General features: G+C 64.8%; 20 protein-coding genes. 4 read left to right on the top strand and 16 right to left on the bottom strand.

The genetic code is table 11. From position 1 onward, the window contains the following. The first annotated feature begins 98 nt into the window (after positions 1-98). Positions 99-1,325, top strand: coding sequence for an MFS transporter (locus ACTU6U_RS05075; protein WP_443468428.1), 1,227 nt, complete (start codon positions 99-101; stop codon positions 1,323-1,325). Between the two features lie 33 nt (positions 1,326-1,358). Here ACTU6U_RS05075 and ACTU6U_RS05070 read toward each other — a convergent pair whose 3' ends face one another. The 3 genes from ACTU6U_RS05070 to ACTU6U_RS05060 all read right to left on the bottom strand — a co-directional run bounded on the left by ACTU6U_RS05070 (position 1,359) and on the right by ACTU6U_RS05060 (position 3,824). Next, positions 1,359-1,913 carry a YceI family protein gene (locus ACTU6U_RS05070; protein WP_443468083.1) on the bottom strand — a complete coding sequence of 185 codons (555 nt, stop codon included), beginning with the start codon at positions 1,911-1,913 and terminating at the stop codon, positions 1,359-1,361. 159 nt (positions 1,914-2,072) lie between these two features. Further along, the gene (locus ACTU6U_RS05065) at positions 2,073-2,441 is read right to left on the bottom strand and encodes an FKBP-type peptidyl-prolyl cis-trans isomerase (RefSeq protein ID WP_417508467.1); all 369 of its coding nucleotides are present in this window, start codon (positions 2,439-2,441) and stop codon (positions 2,073-2,075) included. 180 nt (positions 2,442-2,621) lie between these two features. After that, positions 2,622-3,824, bottom strand: coding sequence for a PrsW family intramembrane metalloprotease (locus tag ACTU6U_RS05060; protein WP_443468082.1), 1,203 nt, complete (start codon positions 3,822-3,824; stop codon positions 2,622-2,624). A 61-nt stretch (positions 3,825-3,885) separates the two neighbouring features. Between ACTU6U_RS05060 and ACTU6U_RS05055 the strand changes: the two genes are divergently transcribed. After that, positions 3,886-4,752, top strand: coding sequence for a fumarylacetoacetate hydrolase family protein (locus ACTU6U_RS05055; protein ID WP_443468081.1), 867 nt, complete (start codon positions 3,886-3,888; stop codon positions 4,750-4,752). Between the two features lie 51 nt (positions 4,753-4,803). Here ACTU6U_RS05055 and ACTU6U_RS05050 read toward each other — a convergent pair whose 3' ends face one another. The 3 genes from ACTU6U_RS05050 to ACTU6U_RS05040 form a co-directional block, all read right to left on the bottom strand. After that, a complete protein-coding gene (locus tag ACTU6U_RS05050; RefSeq protein ID WP_443468080.1) occupies positions 4,804-6,264 on the bottom strand; it encodes an aspartate ammonia-lyase in 1,461 nt (486 codons plus the stop codon). 109 nt (positions 6,265-6,373) lie between these two features. Further along, positions 6,374-6,709, bottom strand: coding sequence for a peptidase (locus ACTU6U_RS05045; protein WP_443468079.1), 336 nt, complete (start codon positions 6,707-6,709; stop codon positions 6,374-6,376). Further along, positions 6,706-8,175 carry an inorganic phosphate transporter gene (locus tag ACTU6U_RS05040; RefSeq protein WP_443468078.1) on the bottom strand — a complete coding sequence of 490 codons (1,470 nt, stop codon included), beginning with the start codon at positions 8,173-8,175 and terminating at the stop codon, positions 6,706-6,708. The genes ACTU6U_RS05045 and ACTU6U_RS05040 overlap by 4 nt, the downstream gene beginning before the upstream one ends. A 154-nt stretch (positions 8,176-8,329) precedes the next feature. On the opposite strand from ACTU6U_RS05040, the gene ACTU6U_RS05035 reads away from it, so the two are divergent. Next, entirely contained in the window at positions 8,330-10,423 is a 2,094-nt protein-coding gene (locus ACTU6U_RS05035) for a S9 family peptidase (RefSeq protein ID WP_443468077.1), read from the top strand. Between the two features lie 600 nt (positions 10,424-11,023). On the opposite strand, the gene ACTU6U_RS05030 is transcribed toward ACTU6U_RS05035, so the two are convergent. The 6 genes from ACTU6U_RS05030 to truB form a co-directional block, all read right to left on the bottom strand. Beyond that, positions 11,024-12,052, bottom strand: coding sequence for a 6-phosphofructokinase (locus ACTU6U_RS05030; RefSeq protein ID WP_417508459.1), 1,029 nt, complete (start codon positions 12,050-12,052; stop codon positions 11,024-11,026). A 221-nt stretch (positions 12,053-12,273) separates the two neighbouring features. Continuing rightward, positions 12,274-14,412, bottom strand: a complete 2,139-nt coding sequence (locus tag ACTU6U_RS05025) for a DEAD/DEAH box helicase (RefSeq protein WP_443468076.1) — start codon at positions 14,410-14,412, stop codon at positions 12,274-12,276. A 151-nt stretch (positions 14,413-14,563) separates the two neighbouring features. Further along, positions 14,564-15,520 carry a bifunctional riboflavin kinase/FAD synthetase gene (locus tag ACTU6U_RS05020; RefSeq protein WP_443468075.1) on the bottom strand — a complete coding sequence of 319 codons (957 nt, stop codon included), beginning with the start codon at positions 15,518-15,520 and terminating at the stop codon, positions 14,564-14,566. Then, positions 15,517-15,963: a hypothetical protein gene (locus ACTU6U_RS05015; protein WP_443468074.1), complete on the bottom strand. Its 447-nt coding sequence runs from the start codon at positions 15,961-15,963 to the stop codon at positions 15,517-15,519. The genes ACTU6U_RS05020 and ACTU6U_RS05015 overlap by 4 nt, the downstream gene beginning before the upstream one ends. A gap of 46 nt (positions 15,964-16,009) precedes the next feature. Then, positions 16,010-16,378: a hypothetical protein gene (locus ACTU6U_RS05010; RefSeq protein WP_443468073.1), complete on the bottom strand. Its 369-nt coding sequence runs from the start codon at positions 16,376-16,378 to the stop codon at positions 16,010-16,012. Further along, on the bottom strand, positions 16,375-17,268 hold the full coding sequence (gene truB, locus ACTU6U_RS05005; protein ID WP_443468072.1) for a tRNA pseudouridine(55) synthase TruB: 894 nt from the start codon (positions 17,266-17,268) through the stop codon (positions 16,375-16,377). The genes ACTU6U_RS05010 and truB overlap by 4 nt, the downstream gene beginning before the upstream one ends. 50 nt (positions 17,269-17,318) lie before the next feature. On the opposite strand from truB, the gene ACTU6U_RS05000 reads away from it, so the two are divergent. Continuing rightward, positions 17,319-18,218, top strand: coding sequence for an iron-sulfur binding domain-containing protein (locus ACTU6U_RS05000; RefSeq protein WP_443468071.1), 900 nt, complete (start codon positions 17,319-17,321; stop codon positions 18,216-18,218). An 18-nt stretch (positions 18,219-18,236) separates the two neighbouring features. Here ACTU6U_RS05000 and ACTU6U_RS04995 read toward each other — a convergent pair whose 3' ends face one another. The 4 genes from ACTU6U_RS04995 to ACTU6U_RS04980 all read right to left on the bottom strand — a co-directional run bounded on the left by ACTU6U_RS04995 (position 18,237) and on the right by ACTU6U_RS04980 (position 24,135). Further along, positions 18,237-20,447: a helix-turn-helix transcriptional regulator gene (locus ACTU6U_RS04995; RefSeq protein WP_443468070.1), complete on the bottom strand. Its 2,211-nt coding sequence runs from the start codon at positions 20,445-20,447 to the stop codon at positions 18,237-18,239. Positions 20,448-20,528: 81 nt separating this feature from the next. After that, positions 20,529-20,963 carry a 30S ribosome-binding factor RbfA gene (rbfA, locus tag ACTU6U_RS04990; RefSeq protein WP_443468069.1) on the bottom strand — a complete coding sequence of 145 codons (435 nt, stop codon included), beginning with the start codon at positions 20,961-20,963 and terminating at the stop codon, positions 20,529-20,531. 60 nt (positions 20,964-21,023) lie between these two features. Beyond that, the gene (infB, locus tag ACTU6U_RS04985; protein WP_443468068.1) at positions 21,024-23,768 is read right to left on the bottom strand and encodes a translation initiation factor IF-2; all 2,745 of its coding nucleotides are present in this window, start codon (positions 23,766-23,768) and stop codon (positions 21,024-21,026) included. A 94-nt stretch (positions 23,769-23,862) separates the two neighbouring features. Then, a complete protein-coding gene (locus ACTU6U_RS04980; RefSeq protein ID WP_443468067.1) occupies positions 23,863-24,135 on the bottom strand; it encodes a YlxR family protein in 273 nt (90 codons plus the stop codon). Positions 24,136-24,170: the final 35 nt, after the last annotated feature.

Raw genomic sequence — 24,170 nt, 5'->3', positions numbered from 1 at the left:
GCTGCACTCGGATACTCTCGAGGGATGCATCAGGGGCCCCAGGCGTGAGTCATTTCATCGATCTCTCACCGTTGAAGGAGAGCCCGGCGTTCGCGCGGATGTGGATCGGCTCAGCTCTCGCGGGCCTCGGCGGACAGCTCACGATCGTCACGGTCATGCTGCATGTGTTCGCTCTCACGCAGAGCACCTTCGCAGTGTCGATGATCGCTGTCGCTGGACTCGTGCCGATGGTCCTCGCGGGGCTCTACGGCGGCATGCTCGCTGACGCGTTCGATCGGCGCGTGGTCGCGCTGATCGCGGCAGCAGTCGCATTCGCATCCACCGCGCTGCTCGCGATCCTCACCTGGACGCAGAACGAGACGATCTGGTGGCTCTACGCGTTGAGCATGATCGTCGCGGCCGCGAACTCCGTGGGAATGGCCACCCGCACAGCCATCGTGCCGCGACTCATCCCCCGAGGGAAGCTCGCGGCAGCATCGGCCCTCAACGGCATCGCGTTCGGAATGACCGTCATGGTCGGGCCGGCTCTCGCCGGCGTTCTGGTCGCACTTACCGGCTACGGGTGGACCTACACGATCGACGTCGTGCTGATGCTCGCGATGTTCCTCGGGCTGTGGACGCTGCCGGCGCTCGTCCCAGAGGGTGAGATCATTCGTCCTGGGCTCAGCTCCCTCGTGGACGGATGGCAGTTCCTGCGTCGCGCGGGGAACATCAGGATGCAGTTCATCTGCGACATCATCGCGATGACATTCGGGCAGCCGCTCGTGCTCTTCCCAGCCCTCGGGACGGTGATACTCGGCGGGGGCGCGGTCACCACGGGTCTGCTCACGGCCGCCGTCGCCGTAGGAACCTTCATGTCGAGCCTTCTCTCCGGTCGCATCGCGCAGTACCGCTGGCACGGGCGCGGTATCCAGCGCGCCATCCAGGCCTACGGCGCGGCTATCGCACTCTTCGGGGCGGTGCTGCTGTGTGGATCATTCTCCAGCCACGCGACCGAGACCGCTCCGAGCGTGGGACTGATCGTGGCTGCCTGTATCGCGCTCGCAGTATCCGGAGCATCCGACAACATCAGCTCCATCTACCGGAGCACGATGATGCAGGCTGCCGTGCCCGACACGATGCGAGGACGCCTGCAGGGGATCTTCGTCGTCGTGGTGGCGGGCGGCCCGCGCGTCGGAGCCCTCTACGCGGGGACGCTCGCGACGTTCACCGCACTGTGGTTCCCTCCACTTCTGGGAGGGCTCATCGTGATCGCACTGGTGGGCACGCTCGTGCGCTTCGCGCCGAGATTCCGCGACTACGACGCATTGAACCCCGTGCCCTGACGGACACGGGGTTCAATAGGGTGCTCTCGGGGGTCAGGCCTGCGCGAGCGAGCCCTGAAGGTCGAGCGTGATCGTGACGTCCTTGCCGACGAGGACCCCACCGGTCTCGAGCGCCGCATTCCAGGTGAGACCGAACTCTTCGCGGTTGATCGTGGTCGATGCGGAAGCGCCGGCCTTGTAGTTGCCGTACGGGTCCTGACCGAAACCGCCGAACTCGAACTCGAAGCTCACCGGCTTCGTGGTGCCGCGGATCGTGAGGTCGCCGTCGACGAAGAAGTCGTTGCCTTCGACGCGGGCTCCGGTGGAGACGAACTCCATCGTGGGGAAGTTCTCGGTGTCGAAGAAGTCTGCGGAGCGCAGGTGCCCATCGCGGCCCTCATCCTTGGTGTCGATCGAGGTGACATCGACAGAGGCCTCGACCTTTGCGTCGAGCGGGTTCTCGGGCGCGATCATCGTTGCACTCTTCACACCGAAAGTGCCGCGCACCTTCGAGATCATCATGTGACGCACGCTGAAGGTGACCTCACTGTGCGAGGGGTCAAGCGTCCAGGTGCCTGCGCGGTAGCCGGGAATGTCGATCGTGGTCATGCGGGATTCTCCTCAAGTTCTGAGCCGCACGTGCGGCCTACACACGGGTACAACTCGTATGCACGCGCATGTATTCCGAGAATGGCAGAAATTTCTCGAGGGAAGGTTGAAGGCCCCTGCCACACGCGTGACAGAGGCCTTCAAGAAGAGCGGGGCAGATCAGCCGACAGCGACGAGGTCGATGATGAAGATAAGGCTCTTGCCGGAGAGGAAGTGGCCAGCACCGGCGGGTCCGTAGGCCAGGTGCGGAGGGATGACCAGCTCACGACGGCCGCCGACCTTCATACCCGGGATGCCGTCCTGCCAGCCCTGGATCAGTCCGCGTAGCGGGAACTGGATGGTCTCGCCACGACCCCAAGAGGAGTCGAACTCTTCTCCGGAGTCGTACTCGACACCGGCGTAGTGCACGGTCACAGTGTCACCGGGCTTGGCCTCGGCGCCGTCGCCCTCGATGAGGTCGCGAATGACGAGCTCTTCAGGAGCGGGTCCGGTGGGTGCGTCGAACTCGGGCTTTGTGCGATCAGTCATGATTCCATCAAAGCGGAGCGCCGGGGCCCGGTCAATGCGACCGCACCCGCTCAGAGCGAACATCGTGTGAACAGACTCAACGCCCGGTGCTGCGGCGATGCCTGCGAGTCTCCCGGGCGATGAGTTGGTCTGTCTCCAGGGTGCACCCGGTCTCTGCCCCTGTCAAGAGCCCGGTCGAACTCAGTACGCCAGCAGCGCTGCTCTCGTTGCGCGTGTACGTGTGAGCAGGGCGCGCTCGTCATCGGCTGCAAGCGGGTCGCGTCCGGTGAGAGCACGCTGGCGCACTGCTGCCAGCGCTGTGGAGTCCAGGATGAACTGCTTCATGAGCGGCCGTCGATCGCCGCTCAGGGAGGCCGCCCATTGCATCCCGATCTTCCGACCCGCGGGCGTCGCGAGCATCGTCACTTCCTCGGGTGTGAACCACCCGGCCGCTGAGTACTCGCTCAAGCGCGCTCGGGTGACGCGCGCTTCTTCACGACGCAGCGCGACGATGGCCAGGATGAAACCGATGAACAGCGGCACCTGCAGCGACAGGTAGAGCGCGAAGAAGTCCGCGAACAGCGCCGAGCCGTTCCAGAATCCGTGCAGCAGCATCGCGGCGACCAACCCGATGCAGCCCGCTCCGAATACTGCGCTCTTCGAAGCGCTGCGGCGCGCCGCCAGCCCCATCGCGAATCCGGTCAACGCGGTGAACATCGCGTGCGCGAACGGTGAAAGCAGACCTCGCATCACGAAGGTCGCCGTCAGTTGGGAGCCGCCTCCCTCGAGCAGACTGATGGCGAAGTACTGGATGTTCTCGGTGAAAGCGAACCCGCCCCCGATCAGCGCGCCGTACACGATCCCGTCGATCGGACCATCGAACGCGCGTCGCCCCATCAGGAAGACGAAGAAGATGCCCAGTCCCTTGGCGATCTCCTCGATGATCGGAGCTTGGACCACGGTGCTGAGCACTTCGGTGCGCAGCCCGATCAGCATGGTGATCCCGAGATCGACGATGAGAGTGATCCCCACTGCACCGATCGCACCCCAGGCGATCGCGAACGCGATCAGCGGTTTCGGCTCTGGTTCCCATCGATCGATGAGGTGCACGCCCATGAACACGATGGCCAGCGGCACCATGGCGATCACAAGACCGACGCCAGAGGCCTCAGGTCCGAGCGCCCAGACAAAATACCCGATCAATGCCAGCAGCACGAACCCGAGAATGCCGAAGGCCCAGATCGAAACCGTGCGTCCCTTCCGCGCCGGAACGGGCAGAGCCGGCAGCGCAGGGGCTGCCGGCTGCACGATCGGCGCAGGCGGCGCGTATGCCATGGGCTGTTCGAAGGCGGACGAATACGCAGGTCTGGTGTGCAGCGGCTGTCCCGGTCCTCCGAAAGTCATAGTCAAAGCCTAGAGGCCAGTCACCACGCCGCCGGTAAGACTTCACCGGTAGCGTAGAAGCATGCGTTTCGCTCATCTGCGCGGCTCCGACGACAGCATCCAACTGGCCGTCGTCGAAGGCTCCTCCGCGATCCTCGTCTCCGATCTCCTCTCCCCCGCACCTGGCACTCTCCAGGAGCTGATCGAGGGCGGCGATGATGCGCTCGACGCATTGCGCTCTGCCGTCGTCGACAGCACCGCACCGCGGCATCCGCTCGCCGACTTCGGATTCGCATCGGCAGTGCTGAACCCGCCCGTCATCCTGGCGGTGGGATTGAACTACTCCGCGCACTCCAGCGAGCTCGGCCTGAAGACCGACACGGCGCCGACCGTATTCACGCTGTGGCCGAACTCGCTCTCAGGTCACGACCAGACCACCGGCTGGCCGCGATCGCTGAGCGAATCGATTGACTATGAGGCCGAACTCGGCGTGCTGATCGGGCACGCGGCGAAGGACGTCGCAGCCGACGATGCACTCGAGCACGTGTGGGGATACACGGTCGTGAACGACATCACCGCACGCGACATCCAGTTCGCCGAGGCGCAGTGGTCGCGCTGTAAGTCGTTCGACGGTTTCACGCCGACTGGCCCCTTCGCCATCACCGCAGACGAAGTCCCCGACCCTCAGGATCTGCACATCTGGACCGTCATCGACGGCCACACAGTGCAGGATGCCAGCACAGGACAGATGGTCCGCTCGGTTGCCACACTCATCGCACACCTGTCGCAGTCGATCACCCTGCAGCCGGGAACGCTGATCTCCACAGGAAGCCCTGGTGGTGCGGGATACTCGCGCAACCCGCAGATCTTCCTGCGGGATCGTTCCACGGTCACCGTCGGCATCGACGGCATCGGCGAGCTCACCACGCACTGCCGCATCTACGGCTGAGCAGAACGGCCTCGCTCCATCATTGCGGTGGAGCGAGGCGCGCGTTCTTACTCAGATCTGGATCATGTCCTCTGGCGGAATGATGTTGATCGCCGAAGTCACTGCCTGCAGACCCGAAAGACGGGCTGGCGACAGTTGCTTGGTCACCTCTTCGCGTGACATGAGCTCCGCCTCGACGACGAGGTCTGCGACATTGCGGTTCGTCAGCAGCGCTGTCTTGGCAAGGGCCGCCGCCGCCGCGTACCCAATGAACGGTGTCAGCGCCGTGATGACGCCCACCGAAGCGCCAACCATCGCCCCCAGACGGTCTTCATTCGCAGTGATTCCGTCGACGCAGTTGACCCGCAGCGTCCACATCGCCTGACGCATCCAGGTGATCGACTGGAAAATCGAGTGAGCGATCACCGGCTCGAAGGCGTTGAGCTGCAGTTGCCCGCCCTCGACTGCCATGGTGACAGTGGTGTCCGCACCCACAACGGCGAACGCGACCTGATTGACGACCTCGGGGATGACGGGGTTGACCTTTGCCGGCATGATGCTGGATCCGGCCTGCTTGGCAGGAAGATTGATCTCTCCGAAACCGGCCTGCGGACCGGACGAGAGCAGACGCAGATCGTTGCAGATCTTCGAGAGCTTGATCGCGTTGCGCTTGAGCGACGAAGAGAACGACATGAACGCGCCGGTATCGCTCGTGGACTCCACCAGGTCGGTCGCCGTCTCAAGCGCGAGACCGCTGATCTCACGCAGGTGCTCGAGCACGGCCGACGCGTAGGCGGGGTGTGTCGTGATGCCGGTGCCGATCGCGGTTGCACCCATGTTGATCTCGAACATGAGACTCGCGTTCTCGGTGAGGCGAGAGTGGTCCTCCCCGAGCGTCGTCGCGAATCCATGGAACTCCTGGCCGAGCGTCATCGGCACCGCGTCCTGGAGCTGGGTACGACCGACCTTGAGCACATCATGGAACTCGACAGCCTTGCCGAGGAAGGAGCGACGCAGCAGCTCGAGCTCATCGAGCAGCGACTGAAGGTTCAGCGAGAGGCCGATCTTGATCGCCGTCGGGTACACGTCGTTGGTCGACTGGCTGCGGTTGGTGTGGTCGATCGGTGAGAGGAACGCGTAATCGCCCTTCTCGCGCCCGGCCATCTCGAGCGCGATGTTGGTGATGACCTCGTTCGCGTTCATGTTCGTCGACGTGCCGGCACCACCCTGAATGACCCCGACCGTGAACTGATCGAGGAACTCGCCGTCGATCACGCGCTGTGCGGCGGCATCGATCAGGTCGGCGCGTTCGGCATCGAGGACGCCGATCTCCTTGTTCGCACGAGCGCTGGCCTGTTTCACCATCGCCAGCCCTCGGATCAGATCCGGATAGACCGAGATCGGACGCTTCGAGATGGGGAAATTCGCGTCGGCGCGGGCCGTATGGATGCCCCAGTACGCTTCGGCGGGAATCTCCATGCTTCCCAGTGAGTCTGTCTCAGTGCGGGTCAATTCGGGCGCGGCAGAAGCCATGTCACTTCCTTGTGGGTGTGGCGGATCAGAAATTGGGGGATGCGTCCATCCTATGCCGCGGGCACTCGACGCGCCCGGGATATCTGTGTCCGCGCAACCGGGTGAGAAGTCAGTGACCGACGACGATGATCAGGATTCCAGCGATGACTGCCAGAGCGCACAGCGCGAAGCACGCGTAAGCACCGACCAGTGCCACCTGCTTCTGGCCTTCAGTGAGTGGGCTCTTCCTCTCAGCCTTCGCAGCCTGCTTCGCAGCCCGCTTAGCCTGCTTCTCGCTGAGGATCGTGATGGCGTCGGTGAACTCGGCGGGCGAGACCACAGGAATGCGGCCGGCGCGCACGAGAAGCCGCAGGCCGATCGCGTAGAAGGTCACGATCAGGCACGCAGCCAGCAGGGCAACGAGGAAGACGTTGACGAATGCCATCCAGTCGATTGCGACGCTCATCGCCGTGCCTCCCGTTCGGCCGCTTCTTCATCGGAGACATCCCATTCGGCGAGCTCTGCGCGAGCGCGCCGGCTGGCACTCAGCTTCTCCCACTCCTCCGCGGCCTTCTGCGCCTCGGCGAGTTTGCGGTTGGCGCGATCAGCGGCCTTGCGTGCGGCTTTGACCGCAGCCTCGGATCCGCCGCTCTTCTTGAGCTTGCGAGCCCGACGACCGGCCTTCTCGGCCTCCTCGGCCTTGCGCTCGGCGTGATCGAGCGCGCGGAGCAGCTCGATGCGGCTCTGACGACGCGTGGGCGGGGGCACATCGGGGTGCTCGACGGCGTGCCCGGACTCCGCCACGTCGCTCATGGCGTTGTCCGAGGTGACGGCATTCTTACGCGAGCGCAGGTAGAGGCCGATGATGATGACCAGGGCCAGCACGGCGTCGATCATGACGCCCCAGCCGCCCAGCCAGACGACCAGCAGGGCGGCGAGGGCTCCCACTGCGGCGGCGGCGGGAAGAGTGAGCAGCCAGCCCATTGCGATACGACCGGCGGTGCGCCAGCGCACGGACGATCCGCGGCGGCCGAGGCCCGATCCGATGACGGAGCCTGATGCGACCTGCGTTGTCGACAGCGCGAAGCCGAGAGCACTCGATGCCAGGATCGTCGCTGCGGTGGAGCTTTCTGCCGCGAAGCCCTGAGCGGGCTTTACCTCAGTGAGTCCCTTGCCGAGCGTGCGGATGATCCGCCAGCCGCCCAGGTACGTACCCAGTGCGATCGTCACGGCGCAGGCGATGATCACCCAGAGATACGGGTCGGCGTGATCCGAGCTCTGCCAGCCGACGGTGATCAGAGCGAGCGTGATCACGCCCATGGTCTTCTGCGCGTCGTTGGTGCCGTGGGCGAGTGCCACGAGCGATGACGTGAAGATCTGACCCCAGCGGAATCCCGAGCGTCCATCGGGCTTGCCGTCGTAGCGGCGCGTGATGGAGTACGCGATCTTCGTCGCGATGAAGGCGATGACGCCTGCAGTCAACGGCGCGATCAGCGCGGGCAGCACGATCTTGGAGAGCACCATTCCGAAGTCGATGCCACCGACGCCGACGCCGACGAGTGTCGCACCGATCAGTCCGCCGAACAGTGCGTGGGAGGAGCTCGAAGGAAGCCCGAGCAGCCAGGTGAGCATGTTCCACGTGATCGCACCGATGAGACCGGCGAAGATCACGGAGAGGAAGAGCTGGGCGCCCGACTCCAGGATCGCGCTCTCATTGATGATGCCGTGTGAGACGGTCTTGGACACTTCCGTGGAGAGGAATGCGCCGACGAGGTTGAGACACGCCGCAAGCAGCACGGCAGTCTTGGGCTTGAGAGCACCGGTCGCGATGGGTGTCGCCATCGCGTTCGCGGTGTCGTGGAACCCATTTGTGAAGTCGAAGAAGAGCGCCAGCAAGATCACCAGCACGACAATGAGGACTGCGGTTTCCACCGTTAGCTTTCGGTTGTCTGAAGAAGGGATGTGCCGACGTGATCGGCGTGACGAACGAAGAGTTCACCGTGGGTTTCACTTCCGTTAACCGGCCCCGATCGATCCTCGCACCCCGTTCGGCTCCGGTCAACTCGACCTGGACTACCGTGGAACGGTGACCAACGCACCCATCGCCGCTCGCCGCTCGCACACTCGCACTCATCACGGCGACACGTTCATCGATCCGTACGAATGGCTCCGCGAGAAGGATTCCCCCGAAGTGCTCACTCATCTGGAAGCGGAGAACGCCTACACCGATGCGCGAACCGCACATCTGGAGGGACTGCGCGAAACGCTGTTCGAGGAGATCAAGGGGCGCGTGCAGGAGACGGATCTGTCCGTCCCGTCGCGTCGTGGCCAGTGGTGGTACTACAGCCGCAGCGAGGAGGGATCCCAGTACGGCATCCAGTGCCGCGCGGCCGCAGCACCCGATGACTGGACTCCCCCGCTTCTCGAGCCTGGCATCCCTGTCCCTGGCGAAGAGATCCTGCTCGATGGCAATGTCGAAGCCGAAGGTCATGAGTTCTTCTCCCTCGGCGCTTTCGGCGTGTCCGATGATGCGACGAAGCTCCTGTGGGCGCCCGACTACGAAGGCGACGAGCTCTACACGATCAGAGTGCGCGATCTCGTCAGCGGAGCGACGCTCGAAGATGAGATCCCGAACACCGGCGGAGGCTTCTTCACCCCCGACGGCAGTGCGATCATCTACACGACCCGTGACGAGGCCTGGCGTCCGGACACCCTCTGGCTGCACCGGCTCGGCACGCCCGTCGCCGATGACGTGAAGCTCTTCCACGAGCCCGATGAGCGCTTCTGGCTGGGCGCGGGAATCACCCGCAGCCGCCGCTACCTCGTGATCGGAATCGGTTCCAGCATCACCAGTGAGGAGTACCTCGTAGACCTCCGGGGCGAGATCACTGCGGAGCCGCAACTCGTGTGGCCGCGCGCCGAGGGCGTGGAGTACTCCCTCGAGCATGCGGTGGTTGGCGGAGAAGACCGGCTGTACATTCTGCACAATCAGGATGCTCTCGACTTCGAGCTGGTTTCCGTCGCAGCATCCGATCCTCAGGGCCCCCGGCGGGTCGTCATGCCCCACGAGCCCGGCCGCCGCATCCTCGACGTGGACTGCTTCCGCGATCACGCCGTCGTCGGCTTCCGCCGCGAGGGACTCGAGCGCATCGGTCTGCTCGACTACACGACGGATGCTGCCGAAGAGCTCCGCTTCGACGAACCGCTCTTCTCGGCGTGGCCGAGCGGTAATCCGGAGTGGCATGCCCCCTACCTGCGCCTGACGTACACGTCATTCGTCACGCCATCCACGGTGTACGACCTCGATCTGACCACGCGGGAGAGAGTGCTCCGCAAGCAGCAGCCGGTGCTCGGCGGGTACGACCCCACTGAATACGACCAGGAACGCCGCTGGGCCCTCGCCGCCGACGGCACGCAGGTGCCGATCTCGCTCGTGTGGAAGAAGTCGTTCGGCGCGCCGGGCGACGATGTGCGCCCCGTGCACCTCTATGGCTACGGATCCTACGAGCACTCCATCGACCCCGGATTCTCGGTCGCACGCCTCTCTGAGCTCGACCGGGGTGTCATCTTCGCTGTCGCCCACGTGCGCGGCGGCGGCGAGATGGGACGCAATTGGTACGAAGACGGCAAGCTGCTGAACAAGCGCAACACCTTCACGGATTTCGTGGCGTGCGCCGAGCACCTGACCGCAAGCGGTGTCACCTCTGTCGACAAGATGGTCGCAGAGGGCGGCAGTGCTGGCGGGCTGCTGATGGGCGCAGTGGCGAACCTTGCTCCCTCGGCGTTCGCGGGCATCCTCGCATCCGTGCCGTTCGTCGACGCGCTGACCTCGATTCTCGATCCCTCGCTGCCGCTGACCGTCATCGAGTGGGACGAGTGGGGCGACCCGCTGCACGACCCGGACGTCTACGCGTACATGAAGACGTACACGCCGTACGAGAACGTGCAGGACGGCGTGGCCTATCCCCCGATCCTCGCGATGACGTCGATCAACGACACCCGCGTGCTCTACGTCGAACCGGCGAAGTGGGTGGCGCGCCTGCGCGAAGCCGGCGCGAAGGACGTGCTGCTCAAGTGCGAGATGGCCGCAGGCCACGGCGGAGTGAGCGGACGCTACAACTCCTGGCGCGAGCGGGCGTTCGAGCTCGCCTGGATGCTCGACGTGCTCGACCTCGCCTGAGCCTGCGCCCGACTGCCCGCGCGACGAGTCGTTCTGCACCACAGGCGCCCGTCGCCGTTTCTCCACCGTCGGTGGGTTTGCGGCCGCACCGCGCGCGCCGGGCCATCGTGGACGCATGTTCATCGAAGAATGGATGAGGTTGCACGACGGCGTGGCGCACAGCTCGCAGCTCTACGCCGCGGGGTTCCGCAAACGTGCGGTCGCGATAGCGGTGAGGAGCGGGCGGATGCTGCGGGTACGGCGCTCGTGGCTCGTTCTGCGCGGCTGCGATCCGGCCCGATCGGCCGCAGCGAGAGTGGGCGGCCGGGCTCGAGACGCACTTCATCGCGCTCATGCACGCCATCGGCGTATGCCCACGCCAGCAGGTCTGGCTCGACGGTCGTCGGGTCGACACGCTCATCGGCGACCGTCTCGTCGTGCAACTGGATGGGTTCGCGCTCCACAGCGACGCGGCATCCCGTCGACGTGCGCACGGCGATGGCCCAAGGGCCTGCATCTCGCCGCGGAGCGTGCGCAGATCAGGACGATGCAGCCGGCTCAGGAGAATTCCGCAGGATGCTCCTGATCTGGGGCGCCCCGCCTGAACTCGGCACGCGGGGCTCAGCCGAAGAGCGCCGCGGCCTCATCGTAGCGGTAACGCGGCACGGTGTTGAGCTCGCCCAGTGCCTCCTCGAACGGCACGCGCACGATGTCGGTGCCCTTCATAGCCACCATCTGGCCCCAGTCGCCATCCACGATCGCGTCTGCGGCGTGCAGCCCGAGGCGGGTCGCCAGCACGCGGTCGAACGCAGACGGCGAACCACCGCGCTGGATGTGACCGAGAATCGTGGCGCGGGTCTCGATGCCGGTGAGCCGTTCGATCGCAGGTGCGAGCTGGTCGCCGATGCCGCCGAGGCGAGGCCTGTTGAAGGCATCAAGCCCCTTGTCGCTGAACGCTTCGTCCATGCCCTCGAGCTTGAAGCCTTCTGAGACGACCACGAGCGGTGCCCGACCGCGATCATGAGCGCTCGTGACCTGAGCCGCGATCTCATCGATCGACATCGGCACTTCAGGGATGCAGATGACGTGGGCGCCGGCAGCCATTCCTGCGTGCAGGGCGATCCACCCCACGTGGCGTCCCATGACTTCTGCGACCATGCATCGCTGGTGCGAGTCACCGGTCGTTCGGAGACGATCCATCGCGTCAGTGGCGATGTTCACCGCAGTGTCGAACCCGAATGAATAGTCCGTGGCGCGCAGATCGTTATCGATGGTCTTCGGCACGCCGAGAACCTTGATCCCGTCCTTCGACAACCGGTCTGCAGCAGCAAGAGTGCCTTCGCCGCCGATGGCGATGATGCCGTCGATCTTGTGCCCGTAGAGCGTTTTGGCGATGTTCTCGGCGCCGCCGCGGTCACCCTCGTAGGGGTTGGTGCGACTCGTGCCGAGAATCGTGCCGCCGACCTTCGAGAGTCCCTTGACCTCATGCCGGGTCAGTGGGGCGAAATCACCTTCGACAACGCCGCGCCAGCCATCACGGATGCCGACGAACTCGAGATCGTACGACGTCGTGCCTTTGAGGACGACTCCGCGGATCACCGCGTTGAGGCCGGGGCAGTCGCCGCCGCTGGTGAGAATACCGATCTTCATGCTGGTGCCTTCGGAGGTTTCGGGAAGTTTGGGGGAATCGGCGACGCTGCCTGCACTCGACACTAGTGGGCAACATCCGCAGATGCTATTCGAACGGCGTGAGAACGGCTGATTTTTACACCCGCACCCAGTTGAAATCGCAGATTTGTCGAGCATCCCCCGCAGAGACAGCAAAACGCCCGGTAAGAACAGCTGTTCTTGCCGGGCGTTTGCAGAGTAGGTCAGTCGGACAGCGCCGTCCGCAGCAGGTGCATCAGTGCCGCGAGCTGGACGGGCTCGCTCGCCGTCTCTTCGACGGCCTCACCGTCGAGAGCACGCGCAGCGAGCCCTTGCTTCTGGTCGATGAGTTCGGCGATCTTGGTGTCGATCGTATGCGCCGCGATGATCCGCCACGCGGTGACAGGTTCGTCCTGACCGATACGGTGCACCCGGTCGATCGCCTGCGTCTGCTCGGCTGCCGTCCAGCTGAGCTCCGCGAGCACGACGTTGGACGCCGCCTGCAGGTTCAACCCGACGCCAGCAGCAGTCAGAGAACACACCGCGACGCCGACGCTTTCCTCACCGTTGAAGTCGTCGATGGCCTGCTGGCGTGCCGGAGTCGTCTGGTCACCACGGATCGAGACATAGCGGATGCCGGAGGCCGCGAAGTGCGCCTCGGCCTGGTCCATGACATCGATGTGCTTCGCGAAGAAGACGACCTTGCCCACGGAGCGCTGCAGCTGAGCCGCGTAGTCAGCGGCGAGCATGGCCTTGGCCTGACCGATCTTGCGCACCATCGTGAAGACGTTGTCTCCGCCGGTGCCTGCAGCCTTGGACTCTTCGAGTTCGTTGTGGGCGACGAGCCGCACGATGTCCTCGTCGATCTCGCCGGGCTCGAGCCCGCGATCGCCACGTGCCGTGACGATGCGACGGTACTTCGCGGCCAGTCGCTCCCCCAGCTCGCGTTCGGCCTGTCGGATGCTGCGGCCGAACTCGTCATCCAACTGCACTGGCAGGTCTGCGATCAGCTTGTCCGGGAGGTCTGCTGCGACGTCCTTCTTCTTGCGTCGCACGATCCCCATGGAGATCACCGCATCGCGGGCCTCGGGGTAGAACGCCTTATCGGCGGGCGTGTGACCGGTGGCATCGAGCTTCTCCATGAGCTCTGACCCCGGTTTGTCGCCGGTCGTCCAACCGAGGAAGCGCCAGATCGCGTCGAAGTCCTCGACGTCGTTGATCAGCGGAGTTCCGGTCAGTGCCATCATGAGCGGGTCGCGCGTGCGCTCGCGGATGCGGGACGCAAGCGCCAGCACGTTCTGCGAACGCTGTGATGACAGGTTCTTGATGAAGTGCGCTTCGTCGACGACCATGCCCTTGAGCCCGATGGATCCGAGCCATGACAGGTGCCGGTCGAGGATCTCGTAGTTCACGATGAACACGTCGGCGAACGCATCGATGTCGGTGCCGTCACCCTGGATGACGGTTGCGCGACGCTGCGGTGTCCAGCGCTCAACTTCGCGTGCCCAGTTCATCTTCACGACGTTCGGAACGACGACGAGCAGCGGGTACGCGTCTGCGAGGGAGGCTGCAAGCACGGACTGCGCCGTCTTGCCGAGACCGGGCTCATCTGCCAGCAGGAAGCTGCGGTGACCGGCACGCACCGATTCGAGGAAACGCGACTGATGGACCATGATCTCGAGCCCCTTGGGCGAGAGGTGGTCGTACTCAGGAACAGGCGGAAGCTCCATGGTCGCGGAAGAGCCACCGGCTCCCGTCTCGAACGCCTTGTACAGCGGGCCCATGAGCTCCCAGCCGTCCAGCCGCCGCCGCGGAGTCGAGGTCACCCGCGGGGTGAGATCTGGAGCGAGGAATGGACTCGCGAGCTGACGCGACTCGAGAGAAGGCGGTGTGACCTGTCGCTCGGCAAGTGCCGCCGGCACCACAGGCGCCTGCACCGGAGCGATGTCCGTGATGATGAGCTCTTCCGGCGCGAGTTCAGCACCGGATTCGAGGAGCCAGTCGCGTCGCATGCGCTTGGCAACGGGGCTCGTGGCCTGGTCGGCCTCAAGCAGCTGGATCAGTGAAGTGTCGCGTGCTGCGGTCTTCGCCAGAATCGTCGCCACACCGTCGAGCCGCTTGAGCAGTTCGGCGCGAGCTGAATCGCTGAAGGCGTCGTCCGTCTTGACGCGGGCTCGCTCTTCGCGCACCAGGAACGCGATGACCTGGAACTTGACGCGGTTCGTCGGACCGAGCTTGCCTCGCTGCGCCTTGGCCTCGATCTCGCGCACCTTGCGCGCCAGGATCGGGATCAGCGGGGCTTCGTCGTCACGACGGGTTGTCTTCTTGCGCCGTTTTGCGGCGGCGGTTGCCGTAGTCGGCATGCTCCTCCTGAGCGTGAGATACCGGACGCAGTCGAATGCGCGCCCCGTGCCGTGCGTATTCTCCGCGTGTGGCGTGTGCCATGACCGTGCGGAGGTTGTTCTCGTGCTCAGCGATATGTGGACTTCACACCCGCAACGTCGAGAACCACGATCATTCTAGTGCATCGGATGCCAGAATTGCGCGGGCGGCGTCGACGTCGGCCGTCATCTGCTGCATCAACGCGTCGATCCCCTCGAACGCCACCATGCCGCGCAGGCGCTCGGCGAACTCCACTGTGACGTCGTGGCCGTAGAGATCAAGAGCGTCCTCATCGAGCACATGCGCCTCGACCTGGCGCACGAGAACGTCATCGAAGGTGGGGTTGGTGCCGACGGAGATCGCTGCGGGGTGGCGGATGCCGGTGTCGTGGTCCTGCAGCCAGCCTGCATAGATACCGTCAGCGGGAACGAAAGCGTCGATCGTCTCGGAGAGATTGGCGGTCGGGAACCCGAGCTCACGCCCGCGCTTGAGACCGTGGACCACTTCTCCTCGAACGTCGACAGACCTGCCGAGCACCCGAGCCGCCGTCGTCACGTCGCCCTCGGTGAGGAGCTCGCGAATCCAGCTGGAGGAGACGCGCCGTTCGGATCCTGCGACATAGACGTCGTCGACGACGTCGACCGTGAAGCCGTACTCGGGACCGAGTTCGCGCAGAAGCCCTGGTGTGCCCGCTCCCCGGTGGCCGAATCGGAAATCCTCCCCGACGAGCACCGTCGACACATGAAGAGCGCCCACAAGGATGTCCTGGATGAACGCCTGCGGAGACTGGGATGCGAGATTCTGGTCGAACGTCAGCAGCAGCGTCGCGTCGATGCCCAGTTCGCCGAGCAGCGCGAGCTTGCGATCTACCGAGACGACATTCTCGGGGCACAGTTCAGGACGCAGCAGCGCAAGCGGATTGCGGTCAAATGTCACTGCCACCGATCGCGCTCCGGATGCTGCGGCATCCGCCTTGAGGCGCTCGATGACCGCCCGGTGACCGGCGTGCACCCCGTCGAATTTGCCGATGGCGACAGCCGACGGCCCGAAATCCTCAGGAACGTCGCTCGGATCACGGAAGACGATCATGCGATGGGCTCCGATCGTTCCGCATTCGCCGCTGCGACGACCGGGCGGTGCATGCGCAGCCACCAGATGCCGAACACCGGCAGCACCAGCGGAATGAACAGGTATCCGCGACCGAATACGGACCACACTGAATCGTGTTGGAACAGCTCAGGAATCGCGAGACTCAACGTGCCGATGATGAGCACTCCGGCGAGCTCGAAGATGATCGCTATCCATGCGATCGTGTACCAGCCTCGACGCCGAGCGAACACGAGCCCGAGGGTTGCGACGATGTAGACGAGCGCCGCGAGAGCAGACAGCGAATACGCGAGCGGTGCTTCATCGAACTTCCGCACGATCTGCACGAAGCTGCGGCCCGTTGCTGCCAGTGCCATCACGGCGTAGACGATCACGAGAACACGGCCGATGCCGGTCATCCGAGTGCGGGGTTGGGTGGTGCTCATAGCGTCTTCCATCCTAAGTGCGCATGAACGCACCAGGCGCCGCGTGCTACGCGACCTGGATCGTCCAGATGACTTCCATGCGCCACAGCATGATGGCCACGGCGAACGCCAGAAGCCCCAGGATCACCGTGCTCCATCGGCTGCGCTCGACCAGCGCCCAGACGACGCCACCGATCGGCACCAGCACAGCAGAGACCAGATAGACCCAGAGCTCGAGCAGATCGCCGCTGGGCGGGTTGCCCGCGAAGGGCGAGATGATGGCGACGATCACTTGAATGATCAGCAGAAGCTCGATGAGCGCGAGCGCACCCACGGTGAAGTCACTCGGCCGTCGCCCCATCAAGCCGGCCGTCACGCAGAAGATCCCGGCCACGACCGCGATTGCGATCTGCACAAGTGTGAACCATAAGATCATCGGGTCTCCTCCGGCATGTTCATCGCGCTCTTCACATCAGTGCCGCGCCGCTCGACTATCCCCACCAGGGTGCCATCCGGATCGACTGCGGCGGCGACAGCGCCATTCAACTCGGCAGCTCGGCCAGGCAGTCGTTTGCCATGGCGCAGGTCTCTGGCATCATCGGCAGATACGTCGAACCGCTGCATCACCTGAACGGCGGCGGCAGAAGGCGTCAAGGTCGATGCCCCATCGAGGGCGTCGATGCACACGGCATCCGAAACATCGAACGGCCCCACATGCGTGCGGCGCAACGCGGTCAGGTGCCCGCCGACGCCGAGGCTCTCCCCCAGGTCTCGGGCGAGTGCACGAATGTATGTGCCTGAAGAGCAGTCGACGACAACGTCGAGGTCGATGGCACCTGCGTCACGACGCTCGGCCAGAACATCGAAGCGCGAGACGATGACAGCACGCGACTTCAGTTCGACTTCTTCGCCTGCGCGCACGCGGTCGTAAGCGCGCCGCCCGTCGACCTTGATCGCAGAGACCGCACTGGGCACCTGCTCGATCTCTCCGGTGAGCGCGGCGATACCCTGAGCGATCTGCTCTGCTGTGACGCCCAGAACGAGATCGTCGCTCGCGCGTGCAGTGATCTCGCCTTCGGCATCGTCAGTCGTTGTCGACTGGCCGAGCCGGATCGTCGCGTGATAGGTCTTCGCAGCGCCTACAACGTATGTGAGCAGCCTTGTCGCGCCTTCGATGCCAATGACCAGAAGGCCAGTGGCCATCGGGTCGAGAGTGCCGGCGTGGCCGACTTTGCGAGTGCCGAAGGCACGACGCGTGCGGGCGACAACGTCGTGACTGGTCAGCCCACCGGGCTTGTCGACGAGGAGGATACCGGGCTCGACCATCCTTCGATCTTAGCGAGAACGACACGCGCCGATCCGCATAGGCTGTCTGGGTGCCCCAGACTTCTGCCGCGACTTCCCTCCGCCAGGAGGAGCTGTCCAAGTGGTATCGCACGCACGCTCGCGACCTGCCGTGGCGTCATGACCGGTTCCACGACGAGTACGGCGCCTGGGGAACGCTCGTCAGTGAATTCATGCTGCAGCAGACGCCCGTGACTCGGGTCATCCCGCATCTGCAAGCGTGGCTCGAGCGCTGGCCAACTCCCATCGCGATGTCGACGGCATCCCCCGCGGATGTCGTGCGGCAATGGGCGAACCTCGGCTATCCACGGCGCTCTCTCTGGCTGCACCAGGCGGCGATCGAGATCACGAACCGTCATGGCGGCTCCGTACCACGCGATGTCGACGCTCTGCTCGCGCTCTCCGGAATCGGCGACTACACCGCTCGGGCTGTCGCCGCGTTCGCCTTCGGGGATCGGGTTCCGGTCGTTGACACCAACATCCGCCGGGTCATCGCGCGTGCGTGGGAGGGCCGGTCGCAACCCGGACCTCCCACACGACGTGATCTGGAGGCAATGTCTGCACTCCTGCCGTCAGAAGACGCAGACTCCGCCATCTTCAACGCCGCCATGATGGAGCTGGGTGCCATGGTCTGCACCGCCCGTGCGCCGCGGTGCAGCGAATGTCCGATCGCAAGCGGCTGCGCGTGGCTGGCGGCAGGACAGCCAGACACCGGCGATACTCGGCGCCGGCAGGCGCGCTATGAAGGTTCCGATCGAGCGGCCCGCGGCGCTGTGCTGAAAGTGCTTCGGAACTCCTCCCGCGCGGGTCTGGCCGCAGACGCCGTCATTCATGATTGGACGGATGCCGCGCAACGCGACCGTGCTATCGATTCGCTGATCGCCGATGGGCTGATCGAAGCGGTCGATGGACACCTTCGGCTGCCGCACTGAGCCATACCCGCTCCCGCGTCAGAGGTACTGACCCGTTCTGTGCGCGAGCACGGTCAGTTCGACCCGGTTCCGCACTGCCAGAGCATGGAACGCTTTGCTCACGTGGACCTCAACGGTCCGCACCGAGATGTCGAGCTCGGTTGCGATCTCGCTGTTCGTGAGCCCTCGAACAACCCGCATCGAGACCTCCACCTCGCGCTCGGTGAGCACCTCAGACCATACGATCCAGCTGTTCTCCACAGCATCCGAGTCGTCGATCACATTTATCGGCGCCGTGACGATTCCCTCGCTCACCTGCTGCTGCATCGCGAGCCGATTGATCTTCACATCCACCACGCCCTGCCATGCCAGCGCACCCGACTCCTCGAAGAGGCAGCGTGCGGCACGCAGGTGTCGGCGTCCTGCGGAGAGATCCTCATGAACGACGCTGACCGAGCCCAGCATCGCCTCAACACGAGCGCGGCAGAAGGAGGAGCTCAGCCCACGGGCCGCCTCGGCAACCGCATCACGTTCACGACGCCACGACGCTTCTGGAATCGTCCGGATGCGATGCCTGAGCTCGCGCGCCTTGGCGAGCTCTGGCGGTTCGATCCTGGTACCCATGACGAGCGGGCCCACTTCATCGAGTCCCGGAACCGACAGTGCCGGCTGCGGCGCGCCTCGGTCGTGCCAGAGCCGCAGGTTTGTGGCAGCCTGTTCGTGCTCCCCGTCCAGGTAAGCGCGCAGGCTCTGGTCCACCAGATTGTCGACGCGAATTCCGGCAGGCAGCGTCGCCATCAGAACCTGAGGCAGCACGCCTGGGGCGCCGAGGAACATGATGTCGAGCCGATGAGCGAGGGTTACGCCGAGACCAGCAAAGGGCACGGCGATCGGCAGATCAATGGATGCCGCAAGAAGACGCTCTCGCGCCGCACCGATGTCCCCTCGCCAGAAAAGCAGCAGCGTCTCGGTCACGGCAAGATAGGCGCCGATGAGTGGACTGCGTTCGAAACCAGCGATCAGCGGATCGACCTCGCTCAGCAGGCCCGATTGTGCACGGCCGAGCATCTGGAGCGCCAGCTCGATGTCGCCATCGACGGCGGTGCGCAGCGAGCCGACGACACCGCCGGAGAACGGGCCCCGCGACAGGGTTCCGATCTCACCCTGGTCACCGGTGAGCATCCAGCACAGCGCAACAACCGAATCACGGATCTCCCCTTGCGCGCCTGCACGCAGCTCCGCGTCGCGCAGTTCTGTCAGCCATACGCGCATCCCCGGGATCGCGCCACGCTCAGCACACATCACTGCGGCAAGCCCCGCTGTTCGCGCCCACGCGCTCCAGTGACGCGCATCCGTCGTGAGCGGTCGATGTTCCGATGGATCGAGCACAGGAACCGTGCCGCGCACATAGGTCTCGGCGATGAGCATGCTCGCAAGGGCCTGTCGCTTGTGCTCCGCATCGCCGTGCGGGAAGAGGCTTCTCAACCAGTCGGAACCATCTTCGAAGCATCCGGCCGCGACCGCAGCAGCTCCCGCCACAAGGCATGCCTCATCGCGCGCTGCCCCGGTGGCGTGCTCTGCTGCCTCGACGGCCACGATGAACGCGAGATCTGTTTGTCCGGACTCGTGCAGCTCCCGCGACACAGCCGTCAGCTGCGGCGCAACATCGGCAGCCCGCTCGACCGCGCTGCGCGCCCGGTGCCACGCCGCGTGCACGGCATTGCCCTGATCGAGATGTGCCTGATGCAGTCGCTCATGTGCACGCATGATCGCAACGCCTGGCTCGGCATGCCGAATCCACACGCTGAGTCTCGCGTCCTTGAAGCTGTACTGCCCCCGAGAGACCGTCAGATACTCGCCGATGGATTCTGCAACGAGGTGAGGAGAATCGACTTGCGCGGCCTCCATAAGAAGGTCAAGCCCCGCCTCCGCGCACAGCGAAGCGATCAGCAGCACGAATCGATCTCGCGCGGACAGCTCGAGCCGATCGAACTCTGCCGCGATCGATGGCACGAGCGGAAGGAGCTCAGGGAGCGCTCTGAGCCCACTCCGCTGCGACGGGCTGAGCTCTGCAGCGGTCTCCCGCACCGCCTGTGCATCACCATTCAGCCGTCTTGTGATCTTCGCCACGACATGAGGCGCTGTAGGCATACCGCTGCCAGCGAGGTCTGCTGTGATCTGGGAGATATGAGCGCGGTCGTCGGCGATGCCGTACTGCACACGCAGATCATCCTGCAGAGCCGTCGTCACCTGATCGCTTCTCCCGACATCACGGCTCGCACCTGCGGGCCGTCAATGGCGATCAGAGTACCAAATCAGAAACGCAGCTGGCTACAGCTGCTCTGTTTCCGTGACCTCAGGCCCGTATGGGTCTGCGTCACCAGCATGTGTTGCAGAGGACGCGAGCTTGGCGACTTCTGCATCACGCTCTTGGGCCTGACGAAGCAGCGCCGAGATGTTGTCGGCGTTCTCCGGAAGCGCGTCGGCAATGAACTCGAGAGTCGGAACGAGCCGGGTGCTGAGCTGGCGTCCCACCTCGCTGCGAAGCATGCCGGTGGCCGAAGCGAGAGCGACACCGCTGGAGACGCGCTCTTCTTCGGTTCCCAGCACGGTGTAGAAGACGGAGGCATGCTGAAGGTCACCGGAAACACGGACGTCCGTGATGGTGACGAAACCGAGACGAGGGTCGCGCAGCCCCTTCTCCAGACGCTCAGCCAGAATGACGCGGATGCGATCCGCGAGGCGTGCCTGTCGTTCTCCAGCCATGTTCTTTCTCCTCTGTGACGAATGAGGGGCGCCCGTGGGCGCCCCTCACAATCGATCAGATCAGCCGCGAGGCTTCTCGACGAGTTCGGTTGTCTCGATCTCGTCGCCGATCTGGATGTCGTTGTACTTGCCGAGACCGATACCGGCCTCGTAGTCCGTGCGGACCTCGGTGACGTCGTCCTTGAACCGGCGCAGCGACTCGATAGCAAGACCATCGGCGACGACGATGCCCTCGCGGATGATGCGAGCCTTCGCGTTTCGGGTAATGGTTCCCGAGCGGACGATGACACCCGCGATGTTGCCGAACTTCGAGGAGCGGAACACCTCGCGGATCTCGGCGACACCGGACTGGACCTCTTCGAACTCCGGCTTGAGCATGCCCTTGAGGGAGTTCTCGATCTCGTCGATCGCGGAGTAGATGACCGAGTAGAACCGGACATCCACACCCTCGCGAGCCGCAGCCTCACGGGCCTTGGGGTCAGGGCGGACGTTGAAGCCCACGATGATCGCGTTGTCGATCGTCGCCAGGTTGACATCCGACTCTGTGACCGCACCCACACCACGGTGGATGATGCGCAGCTGAACGGTGTCATCGACCTCGATCTTGAGCAGCGATTCCTCGAGCGCCTCGACGGCACCGGAAACGTCACCCTTGATGATGAGGTTGAGCGTCTCGACCTTGCCCTCTTCGAGAGCACGGGTGAAGTCCTCGAGCGAGATGCGCTTGCGGGCCTTGGCCAGCAGTGCGTTGCGCTCAACGGCTTCACGCTTCTCAGCGATCTGACGCGCCATGCGGTCTTCTTCGGTGACGATGAAGACGTCGCCAGCACGCGGGACGGAGTTCAGACCCTGCACCTGCACCGGACGCGACGGGGCCGCGTACTCGACAGCCTCGCCGTTCTCGTCGATCATGGCGCGAACGCGGCCATATGCCGTGCCTGCCACGATCGAGTCGCCGATGTGGAGCGTTCCGGACTGGATCAGCACTGTAGCGATCGAACCGCGGCCCTTGTCGAGCTTCGCCTCGATGGCAACACCACGCGCTGCCTTGTTCGGGTTGGCCGTCAGGTCGAGGCCTGCATCTGCAACGAGCAGCACTGCGTCCAGAAGCTCCTGGATGCCTGTTCCCTGGCGCGCCGAGACATCGACGAACATGACGTCTCCGCCGTACTCCTCTGCGACCAGACCGTACTCGGTGAGCTGCTGGCGCACCTTGCCCGGGTTGGCCTCGGGCTTGTCGACCTTGTTCACTGCGACGACGATCGGCACGCCCGCTGCCTGCGCGTGGTTGAGAGCCTCAACCGTCTGCGGCATGATGCCGTCGTCAGCGGCCACGACGAGGATCGCGAGGTCAGTGACCTGCGCGCCTCGGGCACGCATAGCCGTGAAGGCCTCGTGACCCGGGGTGTCGATGAACGTGATCGCGCGCTCGATGTCTTCGTGCTCGGTCCACACCTGGTACGCACCGATGTGCTGCGTGATGCCGCCGGCTTCGCCCTCGATGACGTTGGTCTTGCGGATCGCGTCGAGCAGTCGGGTCTTACCGTGGTCGACGTGACCCATGACGGTGACCACCGGAGGACGAATCTCGAGGTCGTCCTCGCTCTCCTCCTCAAGCTCCTTCTCCAGGTCGAGACCGAAGCCCTCGAGGAGCTCCTTATCTTCGTCTTCAGGAGAAACCATCTGGATCTTGTAGCCGAGCTCGGCACCGAGAACCTCGAAGGTCGCCTCATCGAGCGACTCGGTGGCCGTGGCCATCTCGCCGAGGTTGAAGAGGATCGTCACGAGAGTTCCCGGCTGGACGGTGTATCCGGTCAGGGTCTCGATCTTGTCTGCGAAGTCAGCGATAGATGCACCGCGGCGCATGCGGATCGTCTCACCGTTGCCGCGAGTGACGTTGACGCCACCGACGACCGGTGCTGACCGCATTTCGAATTCTTGCCGCTTAGCCCTACGCGACTTGCGCTGCTTGGACTTGCCGCCTCCCTTTCCGAAAGCACCGGCAGTACCACCACCGGGTCCGCGACCGCGACCGCCGCCGCCGCCCGGGCGACCGGCGAAGCCGCCGCCAGGACGTGCTCCGGGAGCACCAGCACCGGGACCGCCACCAGGCCGGCCGGGTCCACCCGAACGCTGCTGGAACGGAGCACCGGGACGACCACCCTGACCGCCCCGAGGAGCGCCCGGACGAGGGGAACCGGGGCGAGGAGCGCCCGGGCGGGGTGCGCCGGGGCGAGGAGCCTGCGGACGCGGGATGTTGCCGGGGGTCGGGCGCTGGCCCATGCCCTGCGCAGAAGCGAACGGGTTGTTACCCGGACGCGGTCCTGCCGGACGCTGGCCCATACCCTGGGAAGTCGAGAACGGGTTGTTACCCGGACGCGGAGCACCCGGCTTGGGCGCGGCCGACGTGTCGGCCGACGAAGCTGCCTCGGCCGCTGGAGCAGCGGGAGCCGCCGGAGCCTCGGGGGCCGGCTTCTCTGCTGCCGGCGCGGGGGTTGCCGCTTCCGGCGCAGCCTCGACCGGCTTCGCCTCTGGTGCGGGCTTCGGACCCGGCTTGGGGCCGGGGGTCGGTGCCTTGGGGCCGGACTTGGCAGCCGCCGGCTTTGCAGCGGGCTTCTCCTCAGCCTTGAGCTTGATCGCCCCGTCCGCCTCGATGGCAGCGCGGAGCTTGCGAGCCACCGGGGGCTCGATCGTCGACGAGGGGCTCTTGACGAATTCGCCGAGCTCCTTCAGTTTCGCGAGTGCGACCTTACTGTCAACGCCGAGTTCGGCGGCAATCTCGTGTACGCGTGGTTTGGCAGCCACAATTCTCCTGTCTGGGTCGGTCTGCCCAGACAGGGCAGACCACTAGTCGCGGACGGGTCTCATTTCGAGCCGTTCACTTTGTTTCCATAGCCGTTCAGCCTTTGTTTCGCTGGTGATGATCTTGAATGGTCTGCGTGTCGAAGTCTTCGGGAAACCCGATGTTCTGCGACACCCGGAGTGCTCGTGCGAAGGCCCGCCGCCGTGTGGCGGATTCCAGGCACTCTTGCGTCGGATGCACCCACGCACCCCTGCCCGGCATGACGGCACGATCATCAAGGATGAGAGTTTCGTCTTGAGCCACCACCCTGATCAGGGCGGAACGTGGAGCACGCATGCGACAACCAACGCACGTTCGTACGGGTTCCATCTTACACCGTGCCGCTGGGGAACAACTCCGCGCCC

The sequence above is a fragment of the Microbacterium zouquanmingi genome, from assembly GCF_052266695.1.
Classification (GTDB): Bacteria; Actinomycetota; Actinomycetes; order Actinomycetales; family Microbacteriaceae; genus Microbacterium.
The sequence above is the reverse complement of the archived record's forward strand: the minus strand, read 5'-3'. Positions and strand labels throughout refer to the sequence as shown.

Excerpts from the sequence above, each read along its gene's own strand:
- ACTU6U_RS05010 (WP_443468073.1), bottom strand. The coding sequence starts at position 16,378 with ATGATCTTATGGTTCACACTTGTGCAGATCGCAATCGCGGTCGTGGCC.
- ACTU6U_RS05030 (WP_417508459.1), bottom strand. The coding sequence starts at position 12,052 with ATGAAGATCGGTATTCTCACCAGCGGCGGCGACTGCCCCGGCCTCAAC.
- ACTU6U_RS05045 (WP_443468079.1), bottom strand. The coding sequence starts at position 6,709 with ATGAGCGTCGCAATCGACTGGATGGCATTCGTCAACGTCTTCCTCGTT.
- ACTU6U_RS05065 (WP_417508467.1), bottom strand. The coding sequence starts at position 2,441 with ATGACTGATCGCACAAAGCCCGAGTTCGACGCACCCACCGGACCCGCT.
- ACTU6U_RS04980 (WP_443468067.1), bottom strand. The coding sequence starts at position 24,135 with ATGGAACCCGTACGAACGTGCGTTGGTTGTCGCATGCGTGCTCCACGT.
- ACTU6U_RS05060 (WP_443468082.1), bottom strand. The coding sequence starts at position 3,824 with ATGACTTTCGGAGGACCGGGACAGCCGCTGCACACCAGACCTGCGTAT.
- ACTU6U_RS05075 (WP_443468428.1), top strand. The coding sequence starts at position 99 with ATGTGGATCGGCTCAGCTCTCGCGGGCCTCGGCGGACAGCTCACGATC.
- rbfA (WP_443468069.1), bottom strand. The coding sequence starts at position 20,963 with ATGGCTGGAGAACGACAGGCACGCCTCGCGGATCGCATCCGCGTCATT.
- ACTU6U_RS05050 (WP_443468080.1), bottom strand. The coding sequence starts at position 6,264 with ATGGCTTCTGCCGCGCCCGAATTGACCCGCACTGAGACAGACTCACTG.
- ACTU6U_RS05015 (WP_443468074.1), bottom strand. The coding sequence starts at position 15,963 with ATGAGCACCACCCAACCCCGCACTCGGATGACCGGCATCGGCCGTGTT.
- ACTU6U_RS05055 (WP_443468081.1), top strand. The coding sequence starts at position 3,886 with ATGCGTTTCGCTCATCTGCGCGGCTCCGACGACAGCATCCAACTGGCC.
- ACTU6U_RS05020 (WP_443468075.1), bottom strand. The coding sequence starts at position 15,520 with ATGATCGTCTTCCGTGATCCGAGCGACGTTCCTGAGGATTTCGGGCCG.
- ACTU6U_RS05025 (WP_443468076.1), bottom strand. The coding sequence starts at position 14,412 with ATGCCGACTACGGCAACCGCCGCCGCAAAACGGCGCAAGAAGACAACC.
- ACTU6U_RS05070 (WP_443468083.1), bottom strand. The coding sequence starts at position 1,913 with ATGACCACGATCGACATTCCCGGCTACCGCGCAGGCACCTGGACGCTT.
- truB (WP_443468072.1), bottom strand. The coding sequence starts at position 17,268 with ATGGTCGAGCCCGGTATCCTCCTCGTCGACAAGCCCGGTGGGCTGACC.